Source organism: Tepidiphilus baoligensis (assembly GCF_012911495.1).
GTDB lineage: Bacteria > Pseudomonadota > Gammaproteobacteria > Burkholderiales > Rhodocyclaceae > Tepidiphilus > Tepidiphilus olei.
Map to the genome: position 1 here is coordinate 1 of NZ_JAAAUB010000025.1, position 10229 is coordinate 10229.

Annotated in this window: 20 protein-coding genes and 2 pseudogenes; 12 read left to right on the top strand and 10 right to left on the bottom strand. The window is 59.4% G+C overall.

Features of this window, described 5'->3' with window-relative positions:
• Nucleotides 1-413 precede the first annotated feature (413 nt).
• The 3 genes and pseudogenes from GV368_RS11830 to GV368_RS11445 all read right to left on the bottom strand — a co-directional run.
• A pseudogene (locus tag GV368_RS11830) lies at nucleotides 414-575 on the bottom strand (PIN domain-containing protein); the annotation flags it as partial.
• Nucleotides 576-579: 4 nt separating this feature from the next.
• Nucleotides 580-1041 carry a helix-turn-helix domain-containing protein gene (locus GV368_RS10545; protein WP_169116486.1) on the bottom strand — a complete coding sequence of 154 codons (462 nt, stop codon included), beginning with the start codon at nucleotides 1039-1041 and terminating at the stop codon, nucleotides 580-582.
• 94 nt (nucleotides 1042-1135) lie between these two features.
• Nucleotides 1136-1249 (bottom strand): annotated as a pseudogene (locus GV368_RS11445) (recombinase family protein); the annotation flags it as partial.
• Between the two features lie 40 nt (nucleotides 1250-1289).
• Between GV368_RS11445 and GV368_RS10555 the strand changes: the two are divergent.
• Nucleotides 1290-1520, top strand: a complete 231-nt coding sequence (locus GV368_RS10555; protein WP_169116488.1) for an addiction module antitoxin — start codon at nucleotides 1290-1292, stop codon at nucleotides 1518-1520.
• On the top strand, nucleotides 1507-1833 hold the full coding sequence (locus GV368_RS10560; protein WP_169116489.1) for a type II toxin-antitoxin system PemK/MazF family toxin: 327 nt from the start codon (nucleotides 1507-1509) through the stop codon (nucleotides 1831-1833). Before GV368_RS10555 ends, GV368_RS10560 begins: the two co-directional genes overlap by 14 nt.
• Here GV368_RS10560 and GV368_RS10565 read toward each other — a convergent pair.
• The 3 genes from GV368_RS10565 to GV368_RS10575 form a co-directional block, all read right to left on the bottom strand.
• The gene (locus GV368_RS10565) at nucleotides 1805-2410 is read right to left on the bottom strand and encodes a recombinase family protein (protein ID WP_169116490.1); all 606 of its coding nucleotides are present in this window, start codon (nucleotides 2408-2410) and stop codon (nucleotides 1805-1807) included. The genes GV368_RS10560 and GV368_RS10565 overlap by 29 nt on opposite strands.
• A gap of 192 nt (nucleotides 2411-2602) precedes the next feature.
• Nucleotides 2603-2920 carry a type II toxin-antitoxin system RelE/ParE family toxin gene (locus tag GV368_RS10570; RefSeq protein ID WP_169116491.1) on the bottom strand — a complete coding sequence of 106 codons (318 nt, stop codon included), beginning with the start codon at nucleotides 2918-2920 and terminating at the stop codon, nucleotides 2603-2605.
• The gene (locus GV368_RS10575) at nucleotides 2917-3186 is read right to left on the bottom strand and encodes a ribbon-helix-helix domain-containing protein (protein ID WP_169116492.1); all 270 of its coding nucleotides are present in this window, start codon (nucleotides 3184-3186) and stop codon (nucleotides 2917-2919) included. The genes GV368_RS10570 and GV368_RS10575 overlap by 4 nt, the downstream gene beginning before the upstream one ends.
• A 198-nt stretch (nucleotides 3187-3384) precedes the next feature.
• Here GV368_RS10575 and GV368_RS10580 point away from each other — a divergent pair, with 198 nt between their 5' ends.
• Nucleotides 3385-3669 (top strand): CopG family ribbon-helix-helix protein, encoded by a 285-nt coding sequence (locus GV368_RS10580; RefSeq protein WP_169116493.1) that lies wholly within the window; start codon nucleotides 3385-3387, stop codon nucleotides 3667-3669.
• Nucleotides 3666-3947, top strand: coding sequence for a type II toxin-antitoxin system RelE/ParE family toxin (locus tag GV368_RS10585; RefSeq protein ID WP_169116494.1), 282 nt, complete (start codon nucleotides 3666-3668; stop codon nucleotides 3945-3947). The genes GV368_RS10580 and GV368_RS10585 overlap by 4 nt, the downstream gene beginning before the upstream one ends.
• A 29-nt stretch (nucleotides 3948-3976) precedes the next feature.
• On the opposite strand, the gene GV368_RS10590 is transcribed toward GV368_RS10585, so the two are convergent.
• Both GV368_RS10590 and GV368_RS10595 read right to left on the bottom strand, forming a co-directional pair.
• On the bottom strand, nucleotides 3977-4309 hold the full coding sequence (locus tag GV368_RS10590; protein ID WP_169116495.1) for a type II toxin-antitoxin system PemK/MazF family toxin: 333 nt from the start codon (nucleotides 4307-4309) through the stop codon (nucleotides 3977-3979).
• Nucleotides 4309-4566, bottom strand: a complete 258-nt coding sequence (locus GV368_RS10595) for an AbrB/MazE/SpoVT family DNA-binding domain-containing protein (RefSeq protein ID WP_169116496.1) — start codon at nucleotides 4564-4566, stop codon at nucleotides 4309-4311. Before GV368_RS10595 ends, GV368_RS10590 begins: the two co-directional genes overlap by 1 nt.
• A gap of 345 nt (nucleotides 4567-4911) precedes the next feature.
• Here GV368_RS10595 and GV368_RS10600 point away from each other — a divergent pair, with 345 nt between their 5' ends.
• Both GV368_RS10600 and GV368_RS10605 read left to right on the top strand, forming a co-directional pair.
• Nucleotides 4912-5130, top strand: a complete 219-nt coding sequence (locus tag GV368_RS10600; protein WP_142811006.1) for an antitoxin MazE family protein — start codon at nucleotides 4912-4914, stop codon at nucleotides 5128-5130.
• The gene (locus GV368_RS10605; RefSeq protein WP_169116497.1) at nucleotides 5130-5450 is read left to right on the top strand and encodes a type II toxin-antitoxin system PemK/MazF family toxin; all 321 of its coding nucleotides are present in this window, start codon (nucleotides 5130-5132) and stop codon (nucleotides 5448-5450) included. The genes GV368_RS10600 and GV368_RS10605 overlap by 1 nt, the downstream gene beginning before the upstream one ends.
• Nucleotides 5451-5540: 90 nt before the next feature.
• Here the strand turns inward: GV368_RS10605 and GV368_RS10610 are convergent, their stop codons facing one another.
• Both GV368_RS10610 and GV368_RS10615 read right to left on the bottom strand, forming a co-directional pair.
• The gene (locus GV368_RS10610) at nucleotides 5541-5771 is read right to left on the bottom strand and encodes a DUF433 domain-containing protein (RefSeq protein WP_178086767.1); all 231 of its coding nucleotides are present in this window, start codon (nucleotides 5769-5771) and stop codon (nucleotides 5541-5543) included.
• Between the two features lie 142 nt (nucleotides 5772-5913).
• A complete protein-coding gene (locus GV368_RS10615; protein WP_169116498.1) occupies nucleotides 5914-6351 on the bottom strand; it encodes a hypothetical protein in 438 nt (145 codons plus the stop codon).
• A gap of 83 nt (nucleotides 6352-6434) precedes the next feature.
• Here GV368_RS10615 and GV368_RS10620 point away from each other — a divergent pair, with 83 nt between their 5' ends.
• The 6 genes from GV368_RS10620 to GV368_RS10645 all read left to right on the top strand — a co-directional run bounded on the left by GV368_RS10620 (nucleotide 6435) and on the right by GV368_RS10645 (nucleotide 9920).
• On the top strand, nucleotides 6435-6716 hold the full coding sequence (locus GV368_RS10620; protein WP_169116499.1) for a type II toxin-antitoxin system TacA family antitoxin: 282 nt from the start codon (nucleotides 6435-6437) through the stop codon (nucleotides 6714-6716).
• Entirely contained in the window at nucleotides 6713-7210 is a 498-nt protein-coding gene (locus GV368_RS10625; RefSeq protein ID WP_169116500.1) for a GNAT family N-acetyltransferase, read from the top strand. The genes GV368_RS10620 and GV368_RS10625 overlap by 4 nt, the downstream gene beginning before the upstream one ends.
• 28 nt (nucleotides 7211-7238) lie before the next feature.
• Nucleotides 7239-7523, top strand: a complete 285-nt coding sequence (locus GV368_RS10630) for a helix-turn-helix domain-containing protein (protein ID WP_169116501.1) — start codon at nucleotides 7239-7241, stop codon at nucleotides 7521-7523.
• A 141-nt stretch (nucleotides 7524-7664) separates the two neighbouring features.
• Nucleotides 7665-8294: a ParA family partition ATPase gene (gene parA, locus GV368_RS10635; RefSeq protein ID WP_169116502.1), complete on the top strand. Its 630-nt coding sequence runs from the start codon at nucleotides 7665-7667 to the stop codon at nucleotides 8292-8294.
• Nucleotides 8291-8527 carry a plasmid partition protein ParG gene (locus GV368_RS10640; protein ID WP_169116503.1) on the top strand — a complete coding sequence of 79 codons (237 nt, stop codon included), beginning with the start codon at nucleotides 8291-8293 and terminating at the stop codon, nucleotides 8525-8527. The genes parA and GV368_RS10640 overlap by 4 nt, the downstream gene beginning before the upstream one ends.
• 43 nt (nucleotides 8528-8570) lie before the next feature.
• Nucleotides 8571-9920, top strand: a complete 1350-nt coding sequence (locus GV368_RS10645) for a replication initiator protein A (protein WP_206673401.1) — start codon at nucleotides 8571-8573, stop codon at nucleotides 9918-9920.
• Nucleotides 9921-10229 lie beyond the last annotated feature (309 nt).

The following is a 10229-nucleotide window of genomic DNA, read 5'->3' on the forward strand; positions in this document are numbered from 1 at the left end:
CTTTTCATAAAAGTGCCACGTAATCGTCCGGGACCTGACACATGTCATGTCCCGGACGATTCAATTTGCTCGCTTGCTGAATCCCACTTGGTTGTGTACCATCCTTTGGGCACATCGAAAAACCCAGGCCCCCGCCTCTGATAAAATCCCCTTGTCCTGATTCGTGAGAGGGGCCCGAACCATGACGCGCCGCACTGCGATACGTGGAGCGCCGCATCGGAGCTGCAGGGATGCAAGCCCTCTTCGAAGCGGTAAAGCGCCAAATCGAGCGCAAGGGGCTATATCGCACGAGGCGGACAGATCGTGGATGCGACGCTGGTACGTGCGCCCCGTCAGCACTTGAGCCGCGAGGAGCAGGAGATCGTGGAACAACGTGCCATGCCCATCGGCTGGAGTCAGGCCAGACGCCGTCAATCGGGGCGGCTGGCCAGCACGTTGCGCATCCACTCATCGTGGATCCTGTCGCTCCAGCGCGCCCGGTACAGATCAGACAGCGCCAGATGCATCAACAGGTCACGAAGGGGTGCTGGATAGAGCACGCAAGCGTCGTAGATGGCGTTGAAGTGCGATCCAATCCGGTCAGTACCCCATGCCGAGCTCTTGGGCTTGGGCCGCCAGCTCCTCGAGTGCCTTGCGACGTTTGGCGTCGATGCGATTCTTGTAGTCGATCAGGTCCTGGTAGCGCACGCGCCGGTGCGTGCCGACCTTGTGGAACGGAATCTCGCCTTGCTCCAGCAACTGGACGAGGAAAGGTCGCGAGACGTTGAGCACGTCGGCAGCCTCCTGCGTGGTCAGCTCGGCATGGATGGGGATGATCGACACGGCATTGCCCCGACCGATCTCGGTCAGGACGTCGAGCAGCAGGCGTAACGCCGACGTCGGGATCGAGACGGTGCGCACGGTGCCTTGCTCGTCATGGAAGTCGATCTGATGGGTTTCGGCACGGGTCTGGAGCACGGTCGAGAGCACGCGCCCGGACTCGCGGGCGAGCGCGATGTCTTCGGCCGAAGGCAACGTTTTCGGGAAGGTGGAAGTGTTCATGAGGTTTTCCTCAGCGGCTCGAAGTCGGGACTGATGTCATAATAAACGAAATATCCGAAATCGTACTGCCTCCACCTGGATCATGCGGCGTTTCCCGGCGTCCTCCCTTGCGGCAGAGCTTACGGGCCGCCTCGAGCCCAGCGCGGGCGCGCTCGACGATCAGTTCGCGCTCCATCTCCGCGAGGCTTGCCATCACGTGTAAGATATAATACGTGTTAATACGTATTGAGTGTTCAAAGGGGGTTGTGATGCACCGGAAAATGACGATCACGCTCGATGAAGTCGTGTACGAAGGGCTTTACCGGACGGTAGGGCGGCGGAGAATCAGCCAGTTCATCGAGGATCTGGTTCGCCCTCATGTCGTGGATACGTCGCTCGACGAGGGCTACCGCGCAATGGCTGCCGACAAGGCGCGTGAGGACGAAGCGATAGAGTGGTGCAACGCCCTTGCCAAAGACCTGGCCGATGCTGCGCGGTGAAGTGTGGTGGGTCGAGTTCGACCCAGCCGTCGGCAGCGAAATCCGCAAGCGGCGCCCGGCGGTGATCGTGAGCAACGACGCGGCCAATCGGAATCTGTCGCGGGTGGTGGTGGTGCCCTTGACCAGTAATACCGAGCGTCAGTATCCCGGCGAAGCCGTCGTGACCGTCGGCGGACAGCGCAGCAAGGCCATGGCGGATCAGATCATGGCCGCCGATAAGTCGCACCTCAAAGGCAAGCTGGGCACGCTATCCAAAGCGGACCTGTTGGCCGTCGAGGATGCGATCAAGGTACATTTAGCGCTATCCCACTAGGGGCCTTTCGCTCGCCTGCCGAATCCCGCTTCGATGCCGGCAGCCACCGGTAGAGGGTAGGCACGGACACCCCGAGGCTTCGGGCCACGTCCTTGGCGGGCATGCCGGTCTCGAGGAGCCTTCGGGCCGACTCGATCTTGCCCGCCGTCATCTTGGGCCGGCGTCCTCCCTTGCGACCGAGCTTACGGGCCGCCTCGAGCCCGGCGCGGGTGCGCTCGACGATCAGTTCGCGTTCCATCTCCGCGAGGCTTGCCATCACATGGAAGAAGAACCGACCCGAGGGCGTACTCGTGTCGATCGCATCGGTGAGGCTTTTGAACTGAACCCCGCGCTGCTGTAGTTCCCCCACCAGATCGACCAGCTGCTTGACGCTGCGGCCCAGGCGATCGAGCTTCCACACCACGAGCGTATCCCCTGAGCGCAGCATGTCTATTGCCCGTGCCAGACCCTCTCGGTCGGTACGGCTGCCGCTTGCCCGATCCTCGAAGATTCTCTCGCACCCGGCCTTGGCGAGGGCCTCGCGCTGCAGCTCGAGGTTCTGATCCTGCGTCGAGACGCGGGCGTAGCCGATCAACATGGAAGGTTCCTCGGAAGTGGAGTAAGGCGCATTTCTCGAAACCCGCAACGATCGAACGAAACGATCATTCTATTTCAAGAACGGGTTTCGAGAGGGTGAAGGCCTTGGAATCGCGGGGTGCAGCGGGTGGCGGAGTGTCGTTATCGAAAACGGTCGTTTTTTTTTGTTTTCTGAGGCAACCCCTATAACGGCTCAATCTTCCTTATCGTTGTCGCGCAAGATCTTTTCGAAGTCTCGTCCGCCATAGAAAACCCCGATGATGGACACAACCTCAGCCTCCACATCGAAGGCGATGATCGTTCGCTTCTTGTAGTTCGTGATGCGCAGGCCTGGTCGCACGTCATCGCGTCGTGTCCCGCGAAAGGGAAAGGTGCACAGGCTTTCGCAATAGCTTACGATGGCCTCGGTGTATCGGGCTGCTACGTCCGGCGACGCTTCCTTCGCGATGTATCGGTATAGCTCAGCAAGCTGCTCCAGCGCTTCCGGAGTGAAGACGACGCGATAGTTCATCGCGTCTTGGCGTGCTCTGCGGCCAAGCGAGCACGCACTTGGTCGGCGGTAACGGTACGCGATGGATCGGCCTTCAGAGCATCATAAGCCGGGCCAACCTGGTTTTTCAGCCAACTCTCCACGGCACGATCCCTTGCCATCAGCGCACGGAGTCCGTCGCGGATCACCTCGCTTTCGCTGGCGTACTCTCCACTACGCACCTTGGTTTTCACCAACTCTGCCATGTCGTTGGTCAGGGTGATACTCAGTTGTTGGGTAGTTCGCATGGCAGGCGCTCCTTGAACGTCGATAGGATTCAATCCTACTCTGGCAAATACCCTCTGTCCAGTTTGCCAAAGATGCTTCTGCGCCGTCTCGCCGTCACTGCTGACGCACCGGTTGAACGTCAGGCATTGCAGAACATAAACGGATAGATATACTGACATAGTGTATACTTCGTTAGTACCTTTGCAAAGGGGCACACCATGTCGAAAAAAGAAGCGGTTTTCACGATGAAGCTGGAACCGGAGCTGCGGGCCGACTTCATGGCTGAAGCGGCCGGTGAAGATCGGCCGGCCTCCCAAATCATGCGCGAGCTGATGCGCGGCTACATCGAGCAGCGCCGCCGTGCCCGCGAATACGACGAATATCTGCGGCGCAAGGTCGAAGCCGGCCGCGCCTCGATGCGTGCCGGCCGTGGCCGGTCGAATGATGAGGTCGAAGCCGAGTTCGCCGCCAGGCGCAACCAAGTCGCGGTGGATCAGGCGTGATCGTCGTCTGGACGCCAGAAGCGGAACAAGACCGCGCTGACATTTGGGACTACATCGCGGCTGACGATCCCGGCGCGGCCGTTCGCATGGACGAGCTTTTCAGCGAGGCGGCCGCCCGGCTGGCGGCGCATCCCAAGATGGGCAAGGCAGGCAAGATCGCAGGTACCCGTGAGCTGATCGTGCACGAAAGCTATAGGCTGGTGTATGAGATCGACGGGGACACGGTTTGGGTGCTGGCCTTGGTGCATACCGCCCGCCTGTGGCCACCGACGCGATAGCAAGCCGGCTGTCTCTGAAACGTGGGCGTTTACTCCAGGATCGCGGCCAGCTTGGCCAGCACTTCGTCCATGACGACTTCCGGTACGCTTTCCAGCTTGCGGCCGTGGCGGGAGCCTATATCGAGGGCGCGCGGCTGATCGCAGCGGATTACCCCCGTCGTTTTGGTACCCGCACCCGTCAAGGAGACGGTGAAACCTGCCGTGCGGGCGAAGTTGCCTCCGGTTGTGATCGGCAGCACGACCGGGGTTTTCGTCAGGCGGTTGAACGCACCCGGCGAGACGATCAGCACCGGGCGCATTCCCTGTTGCTCATGACCGGAAGCCGGATCGAGCGAGACGAGATAGATGTCGCCGCGTTCCATCACAGCAGCTCAGCGCCGAGCGGCTTGGAATCGAGCCATTGCCGATCTTCCGCCGTGATTTCGGCCGATCCGTCGCACTGCGCCAACAGCTCATCAAGCGTGTAGCGTGGCCGCACCTGCGGCTCGACCACAAGGTGGCCGTTATCGACGGTCAGCCCGACCTTGGCACCGGCCGTCAGGTGCAGAACGTCGAGCAACGCAGGCGGAACGGCCAGCATGACCGAGCCGCCGACCTTGCGCAGATGGGTTGTGTGCATGGGCATCTCCTAGAGGTTATATTAAAATATAACACGATGCGCCCTGCTCTTCAATACCGCACCAGAGGTAATCTCCGGTCAACTTGGGGTAGTCTCAGAAAACGGAAAAAATCTTACGACAAGCAAACCCGACCTACGCTGATCTACTGCAAGCCCGATGCCGAGACACCCTGAGGCGGGAACGGCTTGGCTGGCACAGCGAGCTTTTCGGGTGAATCTGTCCAGTTTGGGTATACCCCAATGTGGCGTCAGGCTAGCCCGCCTAAAAGCGTCAGGATAGGGTCGTTTTTGCCAATTTACATGTGTAGTATCATGAAAATTGAAATGTAACCCCTGGAGAGCACTATGACTTCAACGACCAAGGAATCTAAAGTAGCGCGCTACCGTGAGCAGATGCGCGCGGCGGGGCTGCGGCCTGTCCAGTTTTGGGTGCCAGATACCCGCTCACCCGAGTTCAGGGCGCAGCTACGCACGCAGTGCCAAAGCCTGAAGGGCGACGCGGCGGAAGCCGAGGTGTTGCGCTTCACTGAAGCGGCTGCATTGGACATCGAAGGGTGGGATTGATGCAGCGAGGCGATCTCGTAACGGTTTCATTGCCAGGTGACTACGGTAAACCACGGCCCGCCCTGATCGTCCAATCCGACTTGCTCTCCGAGCTGGAAAGCGTGGTGCTGTGCCCGGTGACGAGCAAGCTGCGCAATGTCGCGTTTCGTGTCACTGTGGAACCCAACCCGGCCAACGGGCTGCGTGTAATCTCGCAAGTCATGGTGGACAAGCTCTCGACGCTACCGCGCGCCAAGATCAGCGAGCCATTTGGTCGCCTCGATGGCGAGCGGATGAAAGCGGTAGATAGAGCGCTGCTACTGGTCGTTGGCCTTATCTGATCGGATGCAAGCCGTACGCCAAGAACCTATCCGAAAAACCATGAATTGCTAGAACCGTGGATCTTTGATGGGAAGAGGGTGAAGGCGGATTCATGCAGGAACGAGCAAAGTCAGTTCCCGTTCCTGGACGGCGTAGGCCGCGTAGGAGAGCGCCTCGCGCAAGTCTTCGGGCTCGAGGTCGGGATAGTTGGCAAGGATTTCCTGCTCGGACATGCCTTCGGCCATCAGGGTGATGAGGGTCGCCACCGGGATGCGCAGTCCCCGGATGCAAGGAACGCCGCCCATTTGATGGGGATTTACCGTGATGCGGGAAAACTTCATGATGGCTTCCTTCGGACAAACCCGGTCGTGGACATGCTAGCCGACTCTCCCGGGGGTTCCAAGGTCTCCAAAAGGCACGTGGTGTCATCCCGGTACGTTTGCTGAGCGATTTGGACGGCGAGTGCAGTGATCGCGGCAGGAGTCAGCCCGTTGAACGCCGCTGCCGCACGATTTCCCATCGGTTCGTGTATAGGGTTATCTGGCCGCAGAAGAGATTCCTGCGCGCGAACGCCGGTGGGGTGAGTTCGATGGCCATGGCCTGCGATTGCGGGCTATAGCCGAAGACGAGGGGTTCGGGCAGGAAACGTTCGGGCTCGTTGGCCCAATCAGGGACGGGAATGCCAGCCCTCTCGGCGATCATCTCGGCCATGGCGGCGAGCATCGCGTTCATCCAGGGAATCGCCAAAGCGCGCGGTTTCTCCACGATCATCATCGCTTTGCGCTGCGGCGGATCGTTGTCCGGATGGCACAGTTCGTCGACGAACTCTTTGGTGTAGAGGACGAACTCCGTCGGCGCGCGTTCGCCGAGGGCGGCGATGCACTCGGCGACTTTGGCAAGGGAGCGGCGTGGATTGGTCATCGGGGGAAGGACACACATGTGTTCTTGCTGATCTTTATATTGTACGGCAATTTGCCGTACAATGAATCCAGGAGGTTTCTGCCATGCCCACTACCGTCTCCACTGCCCGTCTCGAAGCGAGGATCAGCCCGGAGCTTCATGCGCTGCTCAAACGTGCGGCCGAGCTTCAGGGGCGCACCCTGACCGATTTCGTCGTGTCCGCCGTGCAGGAGGCCGCGCAACGCGCCATCGAGCAGGCCACGGTGATCCGCCTGTCGCTTGCCGATCAGGAATGCTTTGCGCACGCGTTGCTCTCGCCGCCGGAACCGACCCCGGCATTGAAACGCGCCTTCGCTCGTCGTAGCGCGCTCCTGCGCACCGAATGAGCCGAGCTCCGTTCCTGCTCGTGCCGCTCGATGCAGCGCACGATCGTGCCGCGTTCGACTGTGGTTCGGAGCCGCTGAATCGCTATTTACGGGAACACGCCACCCAGGACATTCGCCGCCGCATGGCCGCCTGCTTCGTGGCCCTGGCTGAGGGGCAGCGCATCGCGGGCTATTACACCTTGGCCGCAGCGAGCCTCCTGTTGGCCGATCTTCCACCCAGTACGGGCAAAAAGCTGCCACGCTATCCCAGCGTGCCTGCCGTTCGCCTGGGGCGCTTGGCCGTCGATCAGGCATTCAAAGGCCAAGGTCTGGGCAGCGCTTTGCTGGCCGATGCACTCGAGCGGGCCGCTCGCTCGGAAATTGCCGCCTTCGCCCTGGTCGTCGACGCCAAGGACGAAGTGGCTGCGGCTTTCTATCGGCATCACGGATTCATCGCCTTGCCCGACTCACCGCTGACCCTCTTCTTGCCGCTGGCGACCGTATCGCGTACTTGATTCGGGCGTTGTCGAAGGAGATCGGCCGATGAGCAACCAACGATTCGCCAGTGTCTGGGATGCCCTCGAGGACACCCCGGAAGAAGCGGAAAACATGAATCTGCGCTCTGCGCTGATGACGGCGTTGAAGGGCCACCTCGCCCGCACGGGGATGAGCCAGGCGCAAGCGGCCAAGCTCTTCGGCGTGACGCAACCGCGTGTCTCCGATCTGATGCGCGGCAAGATCGAACTCTTCAGCCTCGATGCGTTGGTGAACATGGCGACGGTTGCTGGGCTTCATATTGAAATGCGGGTACTCGAATCATCCGCCTGAGGTTCTCGAGTCCTTGCGCTATACGGAAAAACTCCTCGCTATTCAGCTCTGATCGCTGATGTTGATCGACATCGGTCAGCTCGACATGTTTTCCGTATCGTCGTAAAATCGTAAATACAATAATCCGTAAAGGATGAAAACATGATCATCGGTCTTCTGAACCAGAAAGGCGGCGTCGGCAAGACCACCCTCAGCGTGAATCTGGCAGCCAGCTTGGCGCGCACCGGGGCACGGGTTTTGCTGATCGATGCCGATCCCCAAGGTAGTGCGCTGGACTGGGCAGCCGCCCGGCAGGGGGAACCGCTGTTTTCCGTGGTTGGCTTGCCAAGGCCGACCGTCCACAAGGAAATCGCCCAAATCGGTCAGGGATACGACCACATCATCATCGACGGGCCACCGCGTGTGACCGACCTTGCACGCTCGGCCATCATGGCCGCCGACTTCATCCTGATCCCAGTGCAGCCTAGCCCTTACGACATTTGGGCAGCGGATGAGGTGGTGAAGCTGATCGACGAAGCTCGCGTCTATAAAGAAAAGCTGAAAGCTGCATTTGTGGTAAATCGCAAAATCGCAAATACGGCAATTGGGCGCGACGTGGGCGAGGCGCTGGCGGCCTACCCGGTTCCGGCATTGGCGGCCAGTGTCACGCAGCGCGTTATTTTCGCTGAGGCGGCGGCCCAGGGGCTGGCCGTCCACGAGATTGACCAAAAAGGTCCGGCGGCGGCCGAGATCGAGGCCGTAGTGGCCGAGCTAATGGAGTTCGCACGATGAGTACGAAAAAAATTTCGATTGGAAGCAAACCTACTGCCAAGCCCGTGCAGCCCTCCGCCGATGAGTGGGTGGAGCATCGCGGCAATGGCAATGGGCCGGAACCGATGAAGCGCCTCACCATTGACATACCGGAAAGCCTGCACCGTACGATCAAGGCGCAATGTGCGATGCGGGGTACGAAGATTGCCGACGAGGTACGCGAGCTACTTTTACAGAAATACGTTAAATCGTAAAAGTACAAAAGTACATTTAAGTTTTATCTGGCAAAGGTGCCCTATGCCGCGCAAACCCAAGACCATCGTGCCAAGGCCTGCCGATCTTGAGAAGCAGCCCTTGCTGTTTGACGTCACCGCAACGGACGGCGTGGCCCACCCCGGCCTTTCTGGCGCAGCCGTGGAAGGCTCGTTCGAGGAATCGGCGATGATGGGCGCATTTAAGGGGAACGCCCTGAGCTTCGATGAGGTGCTGGATTCGCTGGAAACCGTGCCTTCATCTCCTGGGGAAGCGCACCGGCAACGCATCGACAGGTTACGCGAACACCACCGCGTGTTGTCTGAGCTCATCGTGAGCACGAATCGCGACATCGCACGCATCGTAGCCAAGGTCGGCAGCGTGGAATCACCCGAGGCATGCGAGCTGCTAGCACGGCTGCGCAGCCTTCAAGAGCAGCGGGCGTCCATTGATGCCCAGATAGAGAATGGGCTGAAAGCCCTTCAGTCCTTGCAGCGTCGCCTGTCCTCCGTGCCACGTGAGAGTGGCAAGGTTGGGGGGCTGGTCAAGGTGCGTCACCCGAACCGGGATTTCTTCTTGGCTGACCTGTTCGAGTACGCGATGAAGGACGACGGTGCCTCGATGGAAGCGCCGATTTTCACGCTATCGACCAAGCCAGACCTCTCAATCTGGGAGTGGCGCAGCAAGGACGGAAGTAAGTACGTCAAAGTTGCCCCGTCGGTGCTCGGACGCGCGACACAGCATGATAAAGACATACTAATCTATGTCATCAGCCAGCTCGTCGAGGGTCTGAACCGGGGCAGGGAAGATGCCAAGAACCGCACGGTTCGCTTTACCGTGTATGACTTTTTGGTGACGACGAACCGGCAGACGAGTGGGCAGGGATACAGGCTGCTGCATGAGGCTTTCGAGCGGCTTGCAGGTACACGAATTACCACCGATATCAAGACTGGTGGCATGCGCGTCAAAGAAGGATTCGGCATCATCGACCGCTGGAAGATCGTCGAGAAATCGCCTACCGACGATCGCATGATCGCCGTCGAGGTTACTCTATCGGAATGGCTCTATAACGCAGTTCAGGCCTTCGAGGTGCTGACCATCCACCCAGACTACTTCCGGCTGCGCAAGCCGCTAGCACGGCGGCTCTATGAGCTAGCCCGCAAGCATTGCGGTCATCAAACGCAGTGGACAATCAGCTTGGCGCTGCTTCAAGAAAAAGCGGGCAGTAAGTCATCTATCCGCGAGTTCCGAAGAGCTGTTCGGACTATTCAAAACGACGACTGCTTACCCGAGTACCGCTTCGTACTGAAAGACGATGACCAAGTAATATTTTATGTCCGTGACATGAAACACCTTGCGCGCGGCCTATCTCAACGCTTCGAGAACGATGGCTGACACGTGTTTTCACCCACACTATCAACTTACATCTGTGGACAGACACGTCATTTCACCCACGTTTTTCTGTGGACAGACACGTCATTTCACCCACGCCTGACACGTCATTTCACCCACGCATAGACTTCGCAACATTTTGATTTTTAAAGAAAAAAAGCCATTTTTTTGCCCCGTAACGCGCGCGCGTTTTTTTTTAACATATAAAATCTTTAACGTCTGCCCGCACCCAAACGCTGTGGACAATCCGAAAACGACGTAAAAGGCGCTTCGCGCCGCCGCCTCTTGGGGGGCTTACGCCCCCCGCCGGCT